The sequence below is a fragment of the Phycisphaeraceae bacterium genome (assembly GCA_019636655.1).
Classification (GTDB): Bacteria; Planctomycetota; Phycisphaerae; order Phycisphaerales; family UBA1924; genus JAHBXB01.
Genome location: JAHBXB010000001.1, coordinates 129,029 through 149,535 on the forward strand (window position 1 = coordinate 129,029; position 20,507 = coordinate 149,535).

Sequence of the window (20,507 nt, forward strand, 5' to 3'; positions counted from 1 at the left end):
CCGACCGGCGTCCCCCCTGGGACGCCGGTTTTTTCTTCCATACCATCCCGGATCCCACCAAGGAGCGCCCATGCTCTTCCGCATGCTCTACGACGACAAACTCGCCCAGGCCGCCTACCTCATCGGCTGCCAGCGCACCGGCGAGGCCATCGTCATCGACCCCGAGCGCGACGCCGACCGCTACATCGCCGCCGCCCGCGCCGAGGGCCTCCGGATCACCGCCGTCGCCGAGACCCACATCCACGCCGACTACCTCTCCGGCGCCCGCGAACTCGCCGAGCGCACCGGTGCCAAGGTCTACCTCTCCGATGAGGGCGGCGCCGACTGGAAGTACCTCTGGGTCCACCACAAGTCCTCCGGCGGCGACTATCCTCACCAGCTCCTCAAGCACCACGACACCTTCTCCGTCGGCAACATCGACTTCACCACCCTCCACACCCCCGGCCACACCCCCGAGCACATCGCCTTCCTCGTCACCGACCGCGGCTCGGGCGCCGCCGAGCCCATGGGCATCGTCTCCGGCGACTTCGTCTTCGTCGGCGACCTCGGCCGCCCCGACCTCCTCGAGACCGCGGCCGGCCACGCCGGCGTCAAGGAGTCCTCCGCGCGCCAACTCCGCGAATCCGCCCGCGCCTTCCTCGATCTCCCCGACTTCCTCCAGGTCTGGCCCGCCCACGGCGCCGGCAGCGCCTGCGGCAAGGCCCTCGGCGCCGTCCCCCAGTCCACTGTCGGCTACGAGAAGCGCTTCAACCCCCTCCTCCGCATCGCCCAGGACGAAGCCCGCTTCGTCGACTCCATCCTCGACGGCCAGCCCGAACCCCCGCTCTACTTCGCCCGCATGAAGCGCGAGAACAAGTCCGGCCCCGCACTCCTCGGCGCCCTCCCCAAACCCCGCGCCCTCACCCCCGCCGACCTCGCCGATCTCACCCCCGACTCGGTCATCCTCGATACCCGCCCATGGCCCGCCTTCCGCGCCGCCCACCTCAAGGGCGCCCTCAGCGCCCCCCTCGACAAGTCCTTCCCCACCATCGCCGGCTCTTACATCGATCCCCGCTCCGCCATCATCCTCATCGCCGAGCCCCACCAGGTCGCCGAGGCCGTCCGCGACCTCATCAACGTCGGCCTCGACCGCATCACCGCCTACGCCACCCCCGACACCCTCAATACCTTCACCACATCCAACCCCTCCCGCGCCGTCTCCACCCCCGAGATCGACGTCGCCGCGGCCAAGTCTCTGCTCAACTCCGCCTCGCCCCCCTTCCTCCTCGATGTCCGCAAGAGCGTCGAGTTCACCGCCGGCCACCTCCCCGGCGCCACCAACGCCGTCCACGTCCGTCTCCCCGAATCCCTCGACCGCCTCCCCAAGAACCGCCCCATCCTTGTCAGCTGCCAGGGCGGCATGCGCTCCGCTCGCGCCTGCTCCCTCCTGCAGCGCCACGGCTTCAACGTCACCAACCTCGCCGGCGGCTTTGGCGCCTGGGCCAAGTCCGGCGGACCCGTCGAGAAGTAGCGACCCCTTGATCGCAACGTGGTGGGGCCGGCGTCCCGCCCGCTCTTGCTCAGTCGACCACCACGAGCCTCCACGTGATCTACGCCCTCCTCGGCGCCCTCATCATCGGCCTCGCCCTCGGCCTCCTCGGCTCCGGCGGCGGCATCCTCACCGTCCCCATACTCGTCTACCTCGCCGGCCACGAACGCCACACCGCCACCGCTGAGTCCCTCGCGATCGTCGGCCTCATCAGCCTCATTTCCGCCGCCCTCCTCGCCCGCGCCGGCCGGGTGGACCTCCGCCGCGCCGCCGTCTTCGGCATCCCCGGCATGGCCGGCGCTGCGCTCGGCGGCTGGCTCGGCGGCCTCGTCCCCGGCCCGGCCAAGCTCGCCCTCCTCGCCGTCATCATGCTCGCCGCCGCCGCGATGATGGCCCGCCGCTCGCCCCCAACACCCCGCTCTCCCGGCCAGATCCGCTACCTCGCCGTCGCCACCCAGGGCCTCCTCGTCGGCGCCGTCACCGGGCTCGTCGGCGTCGGCGGCGGCTTCCTCATCGTCCCAGCACTCGTCCTCCTCGGCGGCGTCGAGATGCACATCGCCATCGGCACCAGCCTCGCCATCATCACCCTCAACTCCGCGGCGGGCCTCGTCTCCAACCTCCGCGCCCTCGACGCCCGCGGCCTCCACGTCGACTGCCCCACCATCGCCCTCTTCGCCGCCATCGGCATCGGCGGCAGCCTCGTCGGCGCCTCCCTCGGCGCCCGACTCGACCAGCGACGCCTCCGCCAGATCTTTTCGGGCTTCCTTCTCCTCCTCGCCGTGTTTATCCTTATCAAGGAGGGCCCGGGCGTCGTCCGCTCATTCCGCCCGCCCGAGCCCCCCGAAGCGTCCGCGGCCGCACACTTCACCCGCAGCCCCGCCCGCAGCGTCGGGGCCCAACAGGAGGGACACCCCATGACCACCCTCGCCTCCCCCGCGACCTCAACCCAGCAGCACGTGCATCAGATCGAACCGCGAGATCTCGATTCCCTCCTCCGCGCCGGCCGCGCCGTCATCATCGACGTCCGCGAGCCCGTCGAGCACCGCACCGAGCACATCGCCGGCTCCATCTCGCTCCCCCTCTCCTCCTTCGATCCCACCCGCGTCCCCGCCGCCGGCGACAAGACCATCGTCCTCCACTGCCGCTCCGGCAAGCGATCCGCCACCGCGGCGGAAAAACTCCTCGCCGCCGGTCGCGAATCCGTCACCTGCCTCACCGGCGGTCTCGAAGCCTGGAAAGCCGCCGGACTCCCCATCGAGAAGGACGCATCCGCACCGCGCCTCGATCTGCAGCGCCAGACCCAGATCACCATCGGGTCTTTCGTGCTGCTCTGGGTTGCCCTCGGCGCCTTCGTTTCCCCTTGGTTCCTCGCCCTCGCGGCCTTCATGGGCGCCGGTCTGGTCGTTGCCGGCGCCACAGGCACCTGCGGCATGGCCATGCTCATCGCCAAGATGCCGTGGAACCGCGCCGCTCCGCAGAGCTGATCGCACGATTCTCATGCCGATACGTAGCGCATCGCCCGGATTCTGATCACGGTGGTTGCAGTCTACAACTCTGCAGAGCATCCGCCGCGGTGGTGTCAACATATGGCGCAACAAGGATTTGTGTTGCGATATCACCCATACGACCGCAGGGGTATGGGTCTCAAGAAGTGAAGACGCGATCGGACGGTCAAGCATCAGTTTTGGTACACTCCAGCCCCATGACGAGTACCAAGGTTGACGATCGTGGCGAAAAGGCGTCAGGCACGCCGTACGCAAAACACGTGTTCCGTATGATTGCTATTGCAATCGGTGCGGGGCTTATCCACTTCGGTGTTGAAAGAGCCATGCACGCCCACTCAATGACGGAATGGTTGACCAATCTCTGGTCGGCTCCGCGTGAAGAGTGGTGGAGGGGGCTTCAGGCAGGCATCGTCGCATCGTTGCTGCTTGAATCAGCCATAGTACTCGTCGATGTCGCAAGGCGGGTAGGCATGCTCCTTAGTGCTACTGGACGGCTCCAGGATGAGTTTGACGCCCCCAACCGGGTAAAGCTGCCTGACGTCGAGGATGCCGATACGAGACGGCGGGTCATGCACATCGCGACCAGTATTCGGGAAACACTTGAACTGATAGCACAGCGGACTCCAGCCGAAACTCGACAGCAGTATGCTCGCTGCTACGACGCAGCGATTTCAGAAGTCAACGCTGGCATTGCTAGTAAGCATATCCGCTTGCAGGTGGAAGGAGTTTCGGCACCTCGGATTCTAGATCTAATCCGAACAACAGCGGCCCATGCCGACCGTGTTGTGGCGACGTGCTTCACGAAGATGGACGACTTCTGGTGCACCAAGACGGGACTGGATTATCTCGAACTCAACTTGTCGCTGCTTAGGCCTGATCCGGAATACAATCGAAATCAGTCGCTTCAAATGGAGCGCATTTTTGGAGTCATGGAGAAAGATGGGTATCGAGACAACATAAAGCTTCGTGAAGTCATACGTCTTCTTCGCAGCAATGGATGCGAATGCCATGTTCGGTCTCCGCTGACTGTTTCTGGAAGCTCGCCGCGAGACTTGTTCATTCTGCTGCGCAAGGACGCTCCATTGATGGGTATCGAGTGGGATGTGGATCGTCACGGCACTGCTCTCGGAGTTACGGTTCAGTTGCCCGGCGGTGCGCTCGACGAGCTCTACGCTGCATACCGGAAGCTGCGGGCTGCGCCATCAAGTGGCGACCTGCCCGAGGGGCTCCATGAACTGCGCGGTGTGGCCGCATCAAAGGCTTATCTCGAGCGACTAAATGAGACGTATATTCGTACGAATAGCCTTCAATACCTACGTAATGCACCGAGATCTCCTGACGGCATCGCTGAGTATTGGAGAAAGCTGGAAGGAACAATAGTAAGGCCGAGCACCAAGACCATGGCATGGATGTCGGACCAGATTGCGTCGAAGATGAAGACGAACGGAAGGATTGAGCGGATCTGTATTCTCGGCTGCACGCCGGAAGTTCGGGAACTCGTGGCAACCACAAAGACTCTGGATCGCGTCAGAGTTGAGCTGGTTGATCTGTCGCAGGCGATGTACGATGGAATGAATGCTTTTATTCGTCGATCGCCTCATCTCGATGATCGCGCACGAGAGCGATGCGCCGCGCAGGTGCTACTGCCAATTAACTGGTTGGGATTGGATTTGCTTAGAAAGGCGCAGTTTGATCTTGTTCTTGGAGTGGATGTGCTCAATATGCTGCCACGAGATGGCATGAAGATGCTGCTCGATCGTATCAGTCAAGTGCTCAGGCCCGGTGGGAGTGCTCTGCTCCAGATGGTGTGCCACTCGCCTGAGCGTATGAATGGGCATTCTCAGATGGTCGATCGGATGCCACAGCGAGCAACGAGGCGCTTGGCAAAGGCCGCTAGTCATAATCATCACGATCTCTTTGTCGACATCGCGTTTGATCTCTGCAATGCTGCGGAGGACCTCCCCAAGCTGAATCTTCCTGAGGCGTATGACTGGGTAATGAGCCATGCCTCAGATGCGGCGCATGGATCCTTTGTGGATACGGTACGGTCTACGTATGCCCATTGTCACAGCGTGCTTTCGTTGGTCAGCCCTTCAGAGTTGTTTGCTGATGGGATGCGGCCAAGGGACTTGCATCCCATTGGCAATGTGCAGGACGCGTACGATGGCAAGCTGCGGTTCACCGGCGACATGCACATGTTCCGCTTTGACAAGCAATAGCAATAGAGTCCCAGAACAATGGCTGGGTTCGGCGGTACCTATGGCACCCTACTGCAGTGCGGAGTCGAGATCTTGGATAAGATCTTTCGCGTCTTCAATGCCCACGCTAAGACGGACGAGGTCGTCGGTGATGCCAAGCTGGTGCCGATGAGCTGGTGGGACGGAGGCGTGTGTCATGATCGCGGGGTGCTCAATCAGAGATTCCACTCCGCCCAGCGATTCGGCGAGCGAAAAGAGACGCACTTGTTCGAGCATCGAAGTCGCGCCGGCAACTCCGCCGTCGATGCGGCAACTGATGATGGCGCCATAGCCCCTCATCTGCTCAGTCGCCAAGGCGTGCTGTGGGTGTGCCTTGAGCCCGGGGAAAAACACTTCGAGCACACGTGTATGGGCTGACAGAAAATCAACAACCTGTAGTGCGTTGGCACAGTGACGATCCATCCGCACGTGCAGTGTCTTGGTTGATCGCAACAGCATAAAGCAGTCCGTTGGCCCCGGCACCGCACCCGCCGCGTTCTGCACGAACCGCAGCCGCTCCGCCAGTTCATCGTTGCTCGTCACCAGCACCCCGCCGATCACGTCGCTGTGCCCGCCGATGTACTTGGTCGACGAGTGCATCACCACATCCGCCCCCAGCGCCAGGGGGTTCTGTAGGTACGGTGTAGCGAAGGTGTTGTCCACCACGCTCACCGCTCCGCGCGCCCTCGCCATCGTCGTCACCGCGCCGATGTCGATCACCTTCAGCATCGGGTTCGTCGGCGTCTCGATCCACACCAGCCGCGTCTTCGGCGTGAACGCCCCCTCAGTCGCCTTCAGGTCTGTCATGTCCACCCGCGTCACAGTCAGGCCCAGTTGCTTGAACACCTTGTCGATGAGCCGGAACGTCCCCCCGTACACATCGTCGCACAGCACGATGTGATCCCCCGAACTCAGCGTGTGCAGCACGCAGTCAATCGCTGCGAGCCCTGAGGAGAAGCACAGCCCGTGTTTCCCGCCCTCAAGCGAAGCAAGGTTGTCCTCCAGCGCCGTCCTCGTCGGATTCTTCGACCGTGAATAGTCGTAACCGTCCTTAAAAACGCCCGGAGACTCTTGGACGTACGTCGAAGTCTGGTAGATCGGCGTCATGATCGCGCCAGTCGTCGGATCCGGCGACTGCCCCGCGTGGATCGCCCTCGTGCCAAACCCCTGTGCGCTGTCGTGCATGGCTCGCTCCTGAAGAGCGTCAACAGTAGGGGCCCCGTGACCCGGCGGTGGGCAGGCGGTGGGGCGGGCGTCCAGCCTGCCATCCACACTCCACCCAGTTCTCCACAGCCTTTTTGCACCGAGTGATCACTCCTGTGCGCTCAATCGCGACGATACCCCCGTTTCCTCTTGCACCCTCCACGCCACGCGTTACGTTCCCGCCATGCACGCAACGCCCTCCTCCACCCTCGCCCCCGCCGCGAAGCCCCCTCGCCATGTCGAGGAACTCTTCCCCGCCCTCCTCTTCGAGTTCGTCAACGACTCGGCGCCCATCGACCAACTCTGCACCCAGTACGACATGACCCCGCAGGAACTCGCCGACTGGGCCGAAACCCCCCGGACCATTGACCAACTCAGGGCCGTCATCCGCGTCTCAAGAATCCGCGCCGCCTGCTCCGCCGTCGCGGCGGCTCCCCTCGCCATCGAGACCCTCCGCCAACTCTCCTGCGGCGACCACGAGAGCAAGCCCGCCGAGGTCCGCCGCGCCGCCCATGAACTCCTCCGTCTCACCCATCCGGGCACGTCCGACCCTCGCCCCGGCTCCCGCTCCACACCCCGAGGGCCCCGCGCGGCGTCCTCACCGTCCATCGAGCACGGGCATCACCAGGGTCCGCTCCCAGCTGGCCACCTCAGACCCGCCGTTCAGAGCCTCCGCGAGACGCTCGCCGCCATCGAGACCTTCCACCTCCATGTGCACGCTCCCTCGCCCGAGGGCGATCTCCCGCACGCGTCCGCCCTCCCCCCGCGCGATCTCCAGCACGCGATCGGGCCCGACCTCGTGCCCGTGCCCCGCGAACCGGACGCTCGCCCGCTTGGCCCTTCCCCTTCCCCGCCCGCTCCCGAGACGCGCCTGCCCGCCGATCTCCTCGACAGCGCCGGCAGAGCCGGAAAGCCTTACCACGTCGCCCAGGATCGCCGCGGCGGTCGGCCCGGGCCCGGCGCCGAGCCCCCGAAGAAAGATCTCGCCGGCCAGCTCGCACCGGATAAGCACCCCGTTCTCCTCGGCCCGCACACCAGCGAGCGGATGCGACAGCGGAACGAGCGTCGGCCCGACCCGCAGCCGCCGCTCGACAAAGTCCAGGTCGGCGACCAGCCGGATCACCCGCCCGCTCTCCCGGGCGTGACGGATGTCCTCCAGCTGCACACGATCGATCCCTCCACGTTCGATCTCGTGAGGCCTGACGGGCCCCCATCCGCAGGCCATCGCCAGGATGCAGACTTTCTCCGCCGCATCCTGCCCGGAGATGTCGGCGCTCGGATCCGGCTCGACCAGCCCGCGAGCCCGCGCCTCATCCAGCGCGGCCGCGAACCTGATCCCTGACGCCATCCGCGACAGGATGTAGTTGCACGACCCGCTCACAATCGCCCGGATGGATTCCACGCGATCGCCGCGCAGCTGCTCCAGGGCCGCCAGCACCGGCACCCCGGCGCACACGCTCGCCTCATACGCCAGCCGTGCGCCGCCCGCTTCCGCATGCCGGGCCAGTTCCTCGGCGTGGTGCGAGATCAGCGACTTGTTCGCGGTCACCACATTTACTCCCGACTCCAGCGCGCGCCGGACGCACGCCCGCGCCGGATCCAATCCGCCGAGCACCTCGATGAGTACCCCTGGCTCCGCATCCATCACCTCCTCGAACCGCGTGGTGAACAGCCCGCCGGCAATCCCACGGTCCCGCCCCGCATCGCGCACCAGCACCTTCACCAACTCGAACCGGCCGCTCCGGTCTTCCACCAGCCGCCGCGCCACCGCGCTGCCGACCGTCCCGCACCCCAGCAGAGCCACCCGCATGGGGGGCCGCTGAGGTGCGTCAACCCTGGACAGCAATGGTGATCCGTTCACGCCCGCACCCCTTTCTCCAGGCTCTCCCGGGCATCCACCCCGGAGCCGCTCAACGCCCGATCCAGGTCGTCGATCAGGTTGGCCACCTCCTCAATCCCCACGCTCAGCCGCACCAGCCCGTCGCTGATTCCGATCCGCGCCCGTTCCTCCGCCTCCACCGAGGCGTGCGTCATCGTCACCGGGTGGCACAGCAGCGACTTGACCCCGCCCAGCGATTCCGCCAGCGGCCACAGCCGCAGCCGCGGCAGGATCGCCCTCACAGTCTCCAGTCCCCCCTTGAACTCCACGCTCACGATCGACCCAAACCCCGACGCCTGCGCCGCCGCCAGGTCGTGCTGCGGGTGGCTCCGCAGCCCCGGGTAGTACACACGCTCCACCGCCGGGTGCGATTGCAGGAACCGCGCCACCGCCAGCGCGTTCTTCGCGTGCCGCTCCACCCGGAGACCGAGCGTCTTGATCCCGCGAAGCAGCAGGAAGCAGTCCTGCGGCCCCGGCACTGCACCCGTCGCGTTCTGCACGAACTTCAGGCGCGCCGCCCAGTCCGCGTCCGACGTCACCACCGACCCGCCGATCACGTCGCAGTGCCCGCCGATGTACTTGGTGGTCGAGTGCAGCACGAGGTCCGCGCCCAGCGCCAGAGGCCGCTGGAACACCGGCGTTGCGAACGTGTTGTCCACCAGCGTCGGGATCCGCGCCGCGCGGCCGAGCGCAGCGCACGCCCGAAGGTCCGTGATCTTCAGCAGCGGGTTCGAGGGCGTCTCCAGCCACAGCAGCCGCGTCTGTGCCGTGATCGCCGCGCCGACCGCCCGGACATCCGTCGAGTCGACCAGCGAGAACCGCACGCCGAACCGCGAGAACACCCTGGTGAACAGCCGGTAGCACCCGCCGTACAGGTCCTGCGACGCGACCACATGGTCCCCCGACGACAGGCACTGCAGCACCGCGTTCGCCGCGGCGAGCCCGGAGGCGAACGCAAAGCCGTGCTTCGCCCCTTCCAACGCCGCCAGCGACGCCTCCAGCGCGGCCCGCGTCGGATTCCCCGATCGCGAGTAGCACCACTCGGGTGTGCCGCCGAGTTCGTCCTGCGAGAAAGTGGTCGTCTGGTAGATCGGGGTCACGACCGCGCCGGTGAGCGGGTCGCTGGGAGAACCGGCGTGGATGGCGAGAGTGTCGAATCCGTAATCGAGAGGCATGATCTGACTCCATGCAAGCGAGGGATGACCGTGCTCCGCATCGCGGCGGAGTGGGCCGATCGAGGGTCACAACGGGAAAACACGTCCGATGGCGGCGGCGGCAAGAAGCCCGGACGCGGGAGTCAGCGAATCTCGTTGGTGCGGTGGCGAGTCAGACGGCCATCAGCCAGACCGACCCAGCCGCACGCGGAGATTCACTCCCGTGCCCGGGCTGGACATGGACATAGGCATGTCCATCAGGTTGGCGAAGCGGAGACTCATCGGCGATGACGATAGCCGCCCGTCACTTCGAGTCAAGCGTCGCTGCACGCCGCCCGGCATCACGGCCGCGACGTCAGGAACTCCAGCACATCGATCTTCGACACGATCCCCGTGATCGCGCCGTTGTCCACCACCACGCCCACCTGGTCCGTCTCGAAGATGCGGAACAGTTCCTCGATGCGCGCCTTCGGATAGATCAGCCCGCCGATCGGGTGCGCCACCAGCCGCACCGGCGATGCGGGCGTCACCTCCCCGCCGTGCAGACCCCGAAGCACATCCACCTCGTGCACCATCGAATGCGGATGACCCTGCCCATCCACCACCGGCACCTGCGACACCCCGTGCTCCTTCAGCAGCGCAATCACCTCGCCCACCGAATCCGTCTCTCTCGCGGTGATGACCCGCTGCGGGTGCGCCCGCAGGATGTCCTCCACCAGCCCGAGGTCGTGTCCGCCGTCCAGGAAGCCGTAGTCCTTCATCCACGCATCGGAGAGGAACTTCGTGATGTACCGCGTCCCCGAGTCCGGCAGCACCGTCACCACCGTCTTGCCCGGCCCAAGCTTCTTCGCCACCTGGATCGCGATGTGCACGTTCCCGCCGCTGGACCCCCCGCAGAACAGCCCCTCCTCTCGCACCAGCCGGCGCGCGACCGTGAAGCACTCCTTGTCGTTCACCTGGTGGATCTCGTCGATCACCGAGAAGTCCGTCGCGCGGCAGAGGATGTCCTCGCCCATCCCCTCCACCTTGTACACGTGCGGCGTCGGCAGCGTCTTGGTGTAGAAGTAGTGGTAGTGCACCGACCCGATCGGGTCGACGCCGACGATCCGCACCTTCGGCGCGTGCTTCTTGAAGTACCGCCCGATCCCCGACAGCGTGCCCCCCGTCCCCAGCCCAGCCACCACCGCGTCGATCTTCCCCCCGTCCGTCTCGCGGAAGATCTCGGCCCCGGTCAGGTTCTCGTGTGCATCGATGTTCAGCGGGTTGTGGTACTGATCCACGTAGAACGCCCCGGGCGTCTCCCGCGCAATCCGCTTGGCCGTCTCGACATAGTGCTGAGGCGAGTCGCCCGGCACATCCGTCGGCGTGATCACCACCTCCGCCCCGAAGGACTTGAGCATGTTCACCTTCTCGAGCGACATCTTGTCCGGCATCGTGAACACGCAGCGGTAGCCCCGCACCGCGCACCACATCGCCACCCCAAGCCCCGTGTTGCCCGATGTGTTCTCCACGATCGTCGCGCCCGGCTTGATGTCGCCGCGCTTCAGCGACTCCTCGAGGATGTAGTACGCCATCCGGTCCTTGATGGACCCCGCCGGGTTCATGTACTCGCACTTGACCAGCACCGTGGCGCACCCCTCGGGCACGACCTTGTTCAGGCGGATCAGGGGGGTGTTGCCGATGGCGTCGAGGATCGAGTTCTTCGTGTTCACGGGCGGTTCCTGGTCGTTCGGGCCGGTGCCGGGCGTCGGACCCGCAGCATAGCCGCCGCGGCCGGGGCTGTGCCGGTCGCCTCAGGAATCGCCCAGGTTATTCGTCTGCCCCCGCCGCCCGCTCAGGATCCGTGGTCGAACATCATGACCGGCTGCGAACCCTCGTCCGGGTCCAGCACCATGTTCTCGATGTTCAGGCTCGGGAAGACCCGGTACACGTCGTCCGCCATCAGGTTCGATTCCAGCACCGTCCCGTCCAGTGCACACACCGTGTACCGCGGTCCCTCGCGCGTTGCGTACGCCAGCACAAGGTGGTCCGCCGAGGTGAGCTGCCCGATCAGCATGTTCCCCAGCGCATCGCGGTCAGGGGCCTTGAACACCGCCGGGGCCGGGCCCAGCGTCGGCTTGGGGGTCCGCGCGTGCAGCGGGTCCGCCGAGGAGTCGCTCGGGCGGATCACCGAGGAAATCGCCGCGAACACCATCACCGCGACAGCGATCGCGACAATCCGGTTCACGGAGCGGGGAAGCGGCGACAACAGGCGTCGTGACATGGAATCCATATATGGCTTATCGGCGCCCGCCGCGGCTGCATCAAGACGATCCCTCAGTTGGGCCCCGCAAACCGGCGGCCCGGAAGGGGTTCAACGTCCGAGAAGTCCCGCCATAGGGGGAAGAGGAGGATGGAGCAAGGGAGGGTGGGGTCAGGCGGTTTCCACTGCGGGCGAGGCCAGCGCGGGCTTGCGCCGCCTCACGACCACCTCCGGGCTCGGCGCTGCTGCCCGGCGCTCCGGCAGGGGTGCATCCGACAGCGCATCCGCGAGCCATTGCCGGGTCTGCTGCCAGTCGCCGACGATCGTCTTGCGGGAGACCCCGAGCACCTCGGCAACCTGCGTGTGGTTCAGCCCCGCAAAGAAACGCAGCTCGACCAGCCGCCCCCAGCGCGGGTTGACCTTGCTCAAGCGCGTGATGACCTCATCGAGCTCCCGCATCTCGACCTCACGCTCGCCCGAACTGGTCACCATGTCGAACGACACGCGGGCGTGCCCGAAGCCGCGCTTAAGCGCGCGCCGCCGCCGCGCATGGTCGATCAGCACCTTGCGCATCGCCGACGCGGCGACCGCGAAGAAGTGCGCCGGGCCGTTCCACGATTCCGGCGGGTTCCGCGCCAGGCGCAGGTACGTCTCATGCACCAGCAGCGACGGCTCCAGCATGATGTCGCGCTGCTCGCGCCGCAGGAACGACCCCGCCAGCGCGCGGAGCTGGTCGTACACCACCGGCAGCAGGTCGTCGGTGGATGCCGCCCGTTGGCGTGGCGCGGAGGCAGGAGCGGGCTGCGGGGTGGCGCGGCGACCGTTCGAAGGAGTCCTTTTCATGATCGCTCCACGAGGAAGCCGACCCTGGCTCGAGCGGGCCGACTCATCCTACTGGGGGAAGCCGCGGAACGGGAGGGTGTCGAGGGAAAACGCACCAAGTGGGCCGAAATCATGCGAACGGTGTGCGTACATTGACGGCGGTGGCGCGCGGGGGGCGGATTGCGCTCTCCCAAGTGCGAGCGAGCGGGGTTCCCACACAACCCGCCCGAGCGCCACGAAGGGACCGAACAGACAGGCAGGAGCAAGGAGCACAAGCCATGGCTGCGAAGAACTCTGGTGGTCGAGAGGAAGGGAAGCCCGACGCACAAGGGGGAAAGACCGCGAAGAAAGCGGATCTCCGCTCGGTCAGCGGGGGCTTTGCCCCCAAGGAGGTTCCGGTCCAGACCAAGGCGCCGCCGCTGACGATCAAGATCAAACTGGACCAGGATCTCAAGGGGTAGCAAAGTCGTGTGACCAGGTTGTGTTGTGTTCGCGCCATCGCCCGCTTTTCGCGGGCGATTTTTGTTGTGCGCGATCAGCCTGCAGACCGCACCGGATCACCCCCAGCCCGGTGGCGCGCACCGCGCCGAATGCGCGTGTTTCTGTGTACGTGACGTGTTGCACAGTTCGCGTTTCCTCGTGAGGCCGCTTCATGAGGCGGGTTGTCCGGAACCCCAACCAACAACCACAGGCCGGACCACAAGGTGGAGCACGAATCATGATGAACCCGAAGGATCCGAAGGCACCGACCACGACGCAGGGCAAGCCCATCAGCAGCAAGGGCTCGCTGAAGTACGCGTCGGGCGGCGGCGGCAAGGAGTGCGAGGAAGAGAACGCCAAGATCGAGATGGCCGAGAAGGCGAACGCCAACAAGATCGACAAGAGCAAGCTCGCCGGCGCTTCGGGCGGCTCGAAGAACCCCGCTGAGACCGTCGACGCCATCAAGTCGCCGGCGACCCAGGCCCAGGGCTTCGAGAAGTCCGGACGTTTCAGCAAGACCGATGCGCACAGCATCGTCGGCGGCTCGAAGAACCCGGCCGAGTCGGTCGACACCTTCAAGGGCGGAGCGACGAAGGCCGACGGCTTCGAGAAGTCGGGACGCTTTACCAAGACGGACGCTCAGAACATTGTCGGGGGCGGCCCGATGACCGCGCAATCGGGAACACGCGAGCAGTTCCCATCGCAGAAGGGCGGCACGACCAAGGACCAGGTGGTCAAGGGCGGCTGAGCCCGCGCGGCCGTGCAGGAATCCCAGACGGCGGGCGTCCGGATGGCGCCCGCCGTTCTTTCGCGCCGATATCACTAGGCGAGCTGCCGCTTGACCAGGTCGTAGAACAGGCCCGGCACGCTGACGAGGTGGTCGTAGTTCCCCTGCTGCACCACGCGGCCCTTGTCGACGACGTAGATGCGGTCGGCTGTGGCGATCGTCGAGAGGCGGTGGGCGATGACGATCCGGGTGGAGCGGAGGCGGTCGAGCGACTGCGTGACGATGGCCTGCGTGGGGTTGTCCAGGGCGCTGGTGGCCTCGTCGAAGAAGACGATGCGCGGTCGGGTGACCAGGGCCCGCGCGATCATCAGTCGCTGGCGCTGGCCGCCGGAGAGGGACGCCGCGGACTCGGAGATGATGGTGTGCATCCCCATCGGCATCTCCTCGATGTCGCGGTCGAAGCCCGCGAGGCGGGCGGCCTCCCAGGCGTCGGCGAGGGTGAGGCTGACCGAGGAGCCGACGATGTTGGAGAAGATGTCGCCGGGCATGAGGTCGCCGTTCTGGAGGACGACGCCGATCTGGCGGCGCAGGGCGTGCGGGTCCAGCCCGGCGGCGTCGAACCCGTCGTAGGCGATGGTGCCGGATTCGGGCTGCTCGAACCCAAGGAGGATGCGCAGGAGGGTGGACTTGCCCGAGCCGGAGGGGCCGACGATGGCGACGAACTCGCCGGGGTCGGCGTGGAACGAGACGTCCTGGAGGATGACGGGGCCGTCGGTCTGGTAGCGGAAGGAGATGTTGGAGACCTCGACGCGGCCGCGGAGCGGGCCTGGGGCGAGGCGGGTCTCGGAGGCCTCGGGCTTCTCCTCGAGGATGGGGGAGAGACGCTTCCAGATGGGGACGATGTTGAGCAGGCCGACGGCGGTGGTGCCGAGGTCAATCAGGCCGTAGAGGAGGCCGACGTAGGCGGAGAGGAAGGCGAGGAAGGAGCCGGTGGTGAAGGTGCGAGGCGTGTCGGCGGGGAGGAAGACCTGGCGCGCGACGACGGCGAAGAGGACCATGTAGGTGACGATCGGGAAGGCGGCGGCGAAGGTGTCGAGGGCGTTGGAGATACCGCGGGAGGAGAGCTGGAGCCGCTGCTGGCGGGCGAAGGTGCGGGCCCAGCGGGCGAAGGCGCGGTCCTCGGCGGCGGCGACCCTGATCTTGGAGACGCCGTTCATGAACTGAAGGAGGAGGGAGGCCATCTTGCCGTGGCTCTCCTGGATGTCGTGCTGGTAGCGGGCGCGGAGCAGGCCGCAGACGACGATCGCGCCGACCAGCAGCAGGATCATGCCGAGCGCGACGAGGGCGGCGGGGGGGCTGTAGTAGAAGAGGAGGGCGAGGCTGAAGACGGAGAAGACGCTGGAGACGACCGTGGTGATGGCGGAGGTGGAGAGCTCGGACATGATGGTGTCGATGCCCATCGCGCGGTAGGCGAGGTCGCCCGCCGCGTATCGCGTGAAAAAGCGGGCGGGGAGGTGGATGAGGCGGTGCCAGATCGCGGCCTGGAGGGCGCTGCCGGCGCGGTACTGGACGCGGGTGAGGGCGACCGAGCGGGTGATCTGGAAGGCGGCGGCGGCGAAGGCGGCGACGCCGAGGGCCAGGGTGATCTGGAGGAGCTGGGTCTGCTCGCTGGAGGGGATGATGTAGTCGAAGACGGTGCCGACGGCGATCGGGGTGGCGAGGGTGAGGAGCCCGCCGGCGACTCCCATGAGCACGACGGTGACGACGTCTCGCGTGAGGCCGTGGGCGGCGAAGCGGGCGAGGTCGCGGCCGGTGAGTGCGTGCGAGGGGAGGCAGCGGTAGAAGCAGAACGCGGCGGGGTCGAGTTTCCGCGCGAGCACGGCGGTGACGGGGAGGATGGAGCCGTCGGCGGGGTTGTGGAGCGAGTACGACGTGGCGGAGTCGGGGATGAGGGCGACGGGGGTCTCGCCGCCGTCGAGGAAGCCAAGGAGCGGGCCGTTGTCGCGGCGGTGCCAGTCGCGCGTGAGGCGGACGCGGCGGCTCTCGACCCGCGAGGCGTGGGCGATGGCCTCGACGGGGTTCTGGTTGTCGGCGCCGCGGGTGCCCAGTGGCGGGGGCGTGAGGTCGATGCCGAGGTGGCGACCGACGAGCGTCGCCGCGGCGATGAGGGCGGAGTCGGAGGAGTCGGCGACGGGGGTGAGGCGGGAGCGGTTGAGGATGGATCGGAGTTCGCTGAAGGCGGCGTTGACGGTGGACCGTGTGGCGACCGACTTGGCGAGGAGGCGGTGGCGGTCGCGCTCCATCTCGCGGGTGCGCTGGGTGTCGATGAGGGTTTCGAGGGCCTGGTGGAAGGTGTAAAGGCCGCGCCAGTAGGCGTCGTCGGGGGTGATCGAGTCGGAGCGGGAGGAGGCGAGGCGGCAGGGGGAATCGGCGGTGAGCCAGCCGTCTTTTCCGACGGGGAAGAGGATGTCGCCGTCGACGGTGCACGCGCCGGCGGAGCCCATGAAGCGGACGGCGCCGTTGAGGGGCCGCAGCCAGGCGATGCCGGTCTGGGGCTGGGCGGCCTCGCCTGCCGCGAGGTCGACCACGCCGCCGCAGCGGAGGTTGTGGGTCCCCGGGGGGGGGATCTCGGCGGTGCAGAGCGAGCAGACCGAGCCGACCCAGCGGTCGATGCGGGCGAGGATCTCGGGGGCGAGGTCGTCGTCGCGGGCGGCCTTTGCGAGTTGGGTGATGCCGAGGCGGATGGCGTGGGCGTCGGTGGAGCCGAAGCCCAGGAGCAGCACGTTGTGGTAGGCGGTTGGGGGCGGGAGGCCGAAGAGGAGGTTGCCCGGGGTGATGCGGAGGAGGTGGGTGCGCTGGAGGTCGGTGGCGTCGTCGTGGCGGGCGATGGTCATGGCGACGACGTCGATGTGGCCGCGGGTGACGAGCCAGACCGAGCCGGGGTCGACGAGGGGGAGCGGCTGGTTGGCCGACGTTGCGGTCGGCGTACCGCGCATTTCGAAGAGTTCGTCGAGGGTGGGGGGCATGGGAGGTGCTACTCGGACTGGATGAGCCGGCGGTAGGCGCCGTCGTCGGCGATGAGGCTGTCGTGGGTGCCGCGCTGGACGACCTTGCCGCGTTCGAGGACGATGATCTCGTTGCAGTCGCGGATGGTGGAGAGGCGGTGGGCGACGATGATGCAGGTGCAGCCGCGGCGGCGGATGTGGTCGTCGACGTACTTCTCGGTGGCGGCGTCGAGGGCGCTAGTGGCCTCGTCCATGACGAGGATGGTGGGGTCGTTGACGATGGCGCGGGCGATCTCGAGGCGTTGGCGCTGGCCGCCGGAGAAGTTCCGGCCGTCCTCCTCGACGATGGAGGCGTAGGCGCCGCGGCGGGCGGCGATGTCGTCGTGGATGCAGGCGTCCTTGGCGGCGCGCTGGATGGCGTCGTCGGGGAGGGTGGAGTCCCAGAGGGCGATGTTCTCGCGGATGGTGCCCTCGAAGAAGAAGATGTCCTGGTCGACCATGGCGAAGGAGTTGGAGAGGAGGGGGCGCGGGATGGAGTCGCGCGGGCGGCCGTCGAAGAGGATCTCGCCGGACCAGGGGCGGTAGAGGCCGGAGAGGAGGCGGGCGATGGTGGACTTGCCAGAGCCGGAGCCGCCGACGAGGGCGACGCGGTCGCCGGGGCTGAGTTCGAGGGAGAAGTCCTCGATGAGCGGGGGGTCGAGTCGGCTGTAGCCGAAGGTGACGTTGCGGATGGAGACGAAGCCGGAGAGGCGCTTGGTGAGCTGCTCGGGGGGCGCGGCGGGGTCGACGGGGCCGCGGGTGAGGGCGGGATCGATCTCGTGGTTGGCGACGTCGTCGAGGCGCTTCATGTCGCCGGTGAGGCGCTGGATGACGTCGCCGAGGCGGACGAGGTCCTGGATGGGGCGGGAGAAGTTGATGAGGAGGGACTGGAAGGCGACGAGCATGCCGATGGTGAGGGCGCCGTCCATGACCTGGAGGCCGCCGATGCCGAGGACGGCGGCGGTGGAGAGGGCGGTGAGGGTGACGGGGACGACGCCGAGGAAGGCGGAGGAGACGGCGAGGCGCTGCTCGGCGGCGGAGGACTTGGCCTGGTAGCCGGCCCAGCGGGCGAAGAAGTCGGACTCGCGGGCGGAGGCCTTGATGGACTCGATGGTCTGAATGCCGCCCATGGCGGTGGCCATTAGCTTGCCGGATTCCTGGAGCATGCGCTGGCTCTCGTCGGCGCGGGCGCGGGAGATGAGGCGGAGCAGGACGAGGTTGAGCAGCGCGATGGAGACGCCGACGGCGGTGAGGACGGGGTCGTAGCGGAGCATGAGGACGACGTAGAAGATGGCGGTGGCGAGGCCGATGGCGCTGGTGGCGAGGTCGCCGGTGAGGGCTTCGGCGACGCGTTCGTTGCCGGAGATGCGGCCGGAGATATCGCCGGCGAATCGCTGCATGAAGAAGTTCATGGGGAGGCGGAGGACGTGCCAGAGGAAGCGCCCGGTGCTGGTGATGGCGAGCTTGGCGCTGGCGCGCATGAGGTGGTGCTGTTGGAGCGCGGTGAGGCCGGCGCGGAGCGCGGCGGCGACGGCCATGCCGATCAGCAGGGGGCCGAGCCAGCGGTTGGAGCCTCCGATGAGCAGTTCGTCGACGAAGATCTTGGTGAAGGTGGGGATGGCCAGTCCCGGGATGACCAGGCCCAGGCCGGCGAGGATGCAGAAGGAGACGGCGACGCGGATGCCGGGGAGTCGCTTGGCGAGGGCGGCGACGACGGAGGGCCTGCGGCCGCCGGGCCGGAAGGCGGGGCCCGGGCTGAAGGTGAGGACGATGCCGGAGAAGGCCTTGTCGAACTCGTCGTCGGTGACGGTGCGGCGGCCGGAGGCGGGGTCGTTGAGGTAGACCACGCCGCGGCGGCCAAACCCCTCGAGGACGAGGAAGTGGTTGAAGTTCCAGAAGAGGATGGAGGGGACCGGGGCGTCGACAACCTCGTCGAGTTCCATCTTCCAGCCGGAGCACTCGAGGCCGTAGTTCTCGGCGGCGGTGAGGACGTTGGCGGCGTTGGAACCGTCGCGGGAAACGCCGCAATCGACGCGGAGGGTCTCGAGGGGGACGTAGCGGCGGAAGTGGGCGAGGATGATCCCGAGCGCGGCGGCGCCGCACTCGACGGCTTCCATCTGGATGACGGTGGGGGTCCTGGTGCGACGTCGGCGGCGCCTGGCGGGGAGACTCGGGTTCGGAGCGCGGGGCTGTGGCGGCGAATCCGGCGGCGGCGCAGCGGGCTCGTCGCCGGTCGTGACGGGGGCGGTGACGGCCTCGGCGGCGTCAGTCGGCACCGACGGCCCTCCTGACGGCGGGGATGACGAGGCTGAGAGGGCTCTGGCGGCGGACGGTGACGGAGGCGTTGCAGAGTGTGCCGGCGGAGATCTGCTGGGGCGGGCCTTCGGAGGAGGTCCAGCGGTAGCCGCTGGGGGTGTTGGGGTCGGCGGCGAGCGAGATTTCCATCTCGAGGGGTGTTCCGAACTGGGCGCTGAACTTCTCGACGAGGTCGCGATCGGCGAGCTTGGTCATCATGGCGGACTTGCTGGTGGGGATGGAGGAGATCCAGTTGACGGTGCCGACGAGGGAGCCGTGCTCCTCGCGGCGGACGGTGCTGGGGACGACCTCGACGCGCATTCCGCTCTGGATGCGCTTGCCGGTGGCGGCGGAGACGTAGACGACGGCCTTGAGGGCGCCCGGGGAGGCATCGGCGGGCTCGATGAGGACGATGGGGTCGCCGACCTGGAGGGAGTTCTGAACGGCGGCGCGGACCTCGACGACGCGGCCGGCGTATGGGCAGGTGATGCGGGACTCGCGGTCGAGGCGGTTCTGGAGGGAGCTGACGGAGAGGGCGATCTCGTCGGCCTTGAGTTTGCGGTTCATGCGTTCGCGCTCGCGCTGGAAGGAGGCGGAGCGGTTGCGGTTGACGAGTTGCTCGAGTTCGATGCGCGCCTCGTCGCGCTCCTGGCGGGCGGCCTGCATGTCGTCGTCGACGCGCTCGCGGTCGATGGCGACCATGTTGCCCTCGTTCATCAGGCGGGTGATGAACTCGCGGCGGGCCTGGAGGCGTTCGATGCGTTCCTCGGAGTAGGTGATGGTGCTCTCGAGGCGTCGGCGGTCGACGGCGGCGAGGTTCTCCTGGAGTTCCTCCTCGCGGCGGTCGAACTCGGCGAGGGCCTCGTTCTGGCGGTTAATCTCCTGGAGGCGGGTGGTGAGTTCGGCGAGCTGGTCCTCGAGGTCGCGCTTGTCGATGGTGCCGACGACGTCGCCGGCGGAGACGGGCTCGCCGACCTTGACGTCGAGGGAGATGAGCCGGCCGGTGCTGGGGGACTCGATCTGCTTGAGGCCGCCGCCGGCGATGAGGATGCCGCGGCCGTCTTCGACGGTGGGGGCCGAGCCGAAGACGGACCAGAGGCCGACGGCGGCGAGGACGGCCCAGATGGCGAGGAGGGCGATCCAGCCCTTGGGGCTGGTGACGTGGAGGACCTGGTCGAGCTGCTCGGGGGAGGAGAGGCGTTCGAGCGCCGACTCTCGGAAGAGCTGCCGTTGCAGGGACATGTGTGCGCCTCCGATCGAGGATGGCCAGCGTACCACGGGGTCCGGGATGGACCCAGAGGATTCCGGCGCGCGAGTGGAGAACGCGCGAGGGGCCGGTTGGGCGGTGGTTGTGCGGCTCGACGTGGAGCGGGATGTCGGTCAGCGCGGCT

15 protein-coding genes are annotated in these 20,507 nt (G+C 67.4%); 5 read left to right on the plus strand and 10 right to left on the minus strand.

The window, feature by feature from the left end; all coding sequences use genetic code 11:
• Positions 1–70 precede the first annotated feature (70 nt).
• From KF745_00600 to KF745_00610, 3 genes are all read left to right on the plus strand, one after another.
• Positions 71–1,510: an MBL fold metallo-hydrolase gene (locus KF745_00600; protein MBX3356904.1), complete on the plus strand. Its 1,440-nt coding sequence runs from the start codon at positions 71–73 to the stop codon at positions 1,508–1,510.
• A gap of 74 nt (positions 1,511–1,584) precedes the next feature.
• Positions 1,585–3,012, plus strand: a complete 1,428-nt coding sequence (locus tag KF745_00605; GenBank protein ID MBX3356905.1) for a TSUP family transporter — start codon at positions 1,585–1,587, stop codon at positions 3,010–3,012.
• A gap of 218 nt (positions 3,013–3,230) precedes the next feature.
• On the plus strand, positions 3,231–5,252 hold the full coding sequence (locus KF745_00610) for a class I SAM-dependent methyltransferase (protein MBX3356906.1): 2,022 nt from the start codon (positions 3,231–3,233) through the stop codon (positions 5,250–5,252).
• A 48-nt stretch (positions 5,253–5,300) separates the two neighbouring features.
• Here KF745_00610 and KF745_00615 read toward each other — a convergent pair whose 3' ends face one another.
• The 7 genes from KF745_00615 to KF745_00645 all read right to left on the minus strand — a co-directional run bounded on the left by KF745_00615 (position 5,301) and on the right by KF745_00645 (position 12,591).
• Positions 5,301–6,455, minus strand: coding sequence for a cystathionine gamma-synthase (locus KF745_00615; protein MBX3356907.1), 1,155 nt, complete (start codon positions 6,453–6,455; stop codon positions 5,301–5,303).
• A 189-nt stretch (positions 6,456–6,644) separates the two neighbouring features.
• Positions 6,645–6,917 carry a hypothetical protein gene (locus tag KF745_00620; GenBank protein ID MBX3356908.1) on the minus strand — a complete coding sequence of 91 codons (273 nt, stop codon included), beginning with the start codon at positions 6,915–6,917 and terminating at the stop codon, positions 6,645–6,647.
• 154 nt (positions 6,918–7,071) lie between these two features.
• On the minus strand, positions 7,072–8,334 hold the full coding sequence (locus KF745_00625) for a homoserine dehydrogenase (protein MBX3356909.1): 1,263 nt from the start codon (positions 8,332–8,334) through the stop codon (positions 7,072–7,074).
• Positions 8,331–9,527 (minus strand): PLP-dependent transferase, encoded by a 1,197-nt coding sequence (locus KF745_00630; GenBank protein ID MBX3356910.1) that lies wholly within the window; start codon positions 9,525–9,527, stop codon positions 8,331–8,333. Before KF745_00630 ends, KF745_00625 begins: the two co-directional genes overlap by 4 nt.
• A gap of 320 nt (positions 9,528–9,847) precedes the next feature.
• Positions 9,848–11,218 carry a pyridoxal-phosphate dependent enzyme gene (locus tag KF745_00635; protein MBX3356911.1) on the minus strand — a complete coding sequence of 457 codons (1,371 nt, stop codon included), beginning with the start codon at positions 11,216–11,218 and terminating at the stop codon, positions 9,848–9,850.
• Between the two features lie 122 nt (positions 11,219–11,340).
• Positions 11,341–11,769 carry a hypothetical protein gene (locus tag KF745_00640; GenBank protein MBX3356912.1) on the minus strand — a complete coding sequence of 143 codons (429 nt, stop codon included), beginning with the start codon at positions 11,767–11,769 and terminating at the stop codon, positions 11,341–11,343.
• A gap of 150 nt (positions 11,770–11,919) precedes the next feature.
• Positions 11,920–12,591 (minus strand): sigma-70 family RNA polymerase sigma factor, encoded by a 672-nt coding sequence (locus KF745_00645; GenBank protein ID MBX3356913.1) that lies wholly within the window; start codon positions 12,589–12,591, stop codon positions 11,920–11,922.
• A 257-nt stretch (positions 12,592–12,848) separates the two neighbouring features.
• On the opposite strand from KF745_00645, the gene KF745_00650 reads away from it, so the two are divergent.
• Positions 12,849–13,031 carry a hypothetical protein gene (locus tag KF745_00650; GenBank protein ID MBX3356914.1) on the plus strand — a complete coding sequence of 61 codons (183 nt, stop codon included), beginning with the start codon at positions 12,849–12,851 and terminating at the stop codon, positions 13,029–13,031.
• 257 nt (positions 13,032–13,288) lie between these two features.
• Positions 13,289–13,798 (plus strand): hypothetical protein, encoded by a 510-nt coding sequence (locus KF745_00655; protein ID MBX3356915.1) that lies wholly within the window; start codon positions 13,289–13,291, stop codon positions 13,796–13,798.
• A 74-nt stretch (positions 13,799–13,872) separates the two neighbouring features.
• Here the strand turns inward: KF745_00655 and KF745_00660 are convergent, their stop codons facing one another.
• Genes KF745_00660 through KF745_00670 form a run of 3 tightly spaced genes read right to left on the minus strand, consistent with a single transcriptional unit; the run spans position 13,873 to position 20,358 of the window.
• A complete protein-coding gene (locus KF745_00660) occupies positions 13,873–16,803 on the minus strand; it encodes an NHLP bacteriocin export ABC transporter permease/ATPase subunit (protein MBX3356916.1) in 2,931 nt (976 codons plus the stop codon).
• Positions 16,804–16,811: 8 nt separating this feature from the next.
• Positions 16,812–19,097 carry an NHLP family bacteriocin export ABC transporter peptidase/permease/ATPase subunit gene (locus tag KF745_00665; protein ID MBX3356917.1) on the minus strand — a complete coding sequence of 762 codons (2,286 nt, stop codon included), beginning with the start codon at positions 19,095–19,097 and terminating at the stop codon, positions 16,812–16,814.
• Positions 19,087–20,358, minus strand: a complete 1,272-nt coding sequence (locus KF745_00670; protein MBX3356918.1) for an NHLP bacteriocin system secretion protein — start codon at positions 20,356–20,358, stop codon at positions 19,087–19,089. The genes KF745_00665 and KF745_00670 overlap by 11 nt, the downstream gene beginning before the upstream one ends.
• Between the last annotated feature and the right edge of the window lie 149 nt (positions 20,359–20,507).

Bases quoted from the DNA above. Each gene is read 5' to 3' on its own strand.
- KF745_00640 (MBX3356912.1), bottom strand. From the start codon at position 11,769: ATGTCACGACGCCTGTTGTCGCCGCTTCCCCGCTCCGTGAACCGGATT.
- KF745_00630 (MBX3356910.1), bottom strand. From the start codon at position 9,527: ATGCCTCTCGATTACGGATTCGACACTCTCGCCATCCACGCCGGTTCT.
- KF745_00650 (MBX3356914.1), top strand. From the start codon at position 12,849: ATGGCTGCGAAGAACTCTGGTGGTCGAGAGGAAGGGAAGCCCGACGCA.
- KF745_00600 (MBX3356904.1), top strand. From the start codon at position 71: ATGCTCTTCCGCATGCTCTACGACGACAAACTCGCCCAGGCCGCCTAC.
- KF745_00660 (MBX3356916.1), bottom strand. From the start codon at position 16,803: ATGCCCCCCACCCTCGACGAACTCTTCGAAATGCGCGGTACGCCGACC.
- KF745_00655 (MBX3356915.1), top strand. From the start codon at position 13,289: ATGATGAACCCGAAGGATCCGAAGGCACCGACCACGACGCAGGGCAAG.
- KF745_00645 (MBX3356913.1), bottom strand. From the start codon at position 12,591: ATGAAAAGGACTCCTTCGAACGGTCGCCGCGCCACCCCGCAGCCCGCT.
- KF745_00620 (MBX3356908.1), bottom strand. From the start codon at position 6,917: ATGGCGAGGGGAGCCGCCGCGACGGCGGAGCAGGCGGCGCGGATTCTT.
- KF745_00615 (MBX3356907.1), bottom strand. From the start codon at position 6,455: ATGCACGACAGCGCACAGGGGTTTGGCACGAGGGCGATCCACGCGGGG.
- KF745_00610 (MBX3356906.1), top strand. From the start codon at position 3,231: ATGACGAGTACCAAGGTTGACGATCGTGGCGAAAAGGCGTCAGGCACG.
- KF745_00670 (MBX3356918.1), bottom strand. From the start codon at position 20,358: ATGTCCCTGCAACGGCAGCTCTTCCGAGAGTCGGCGCTCGAACGCCTC.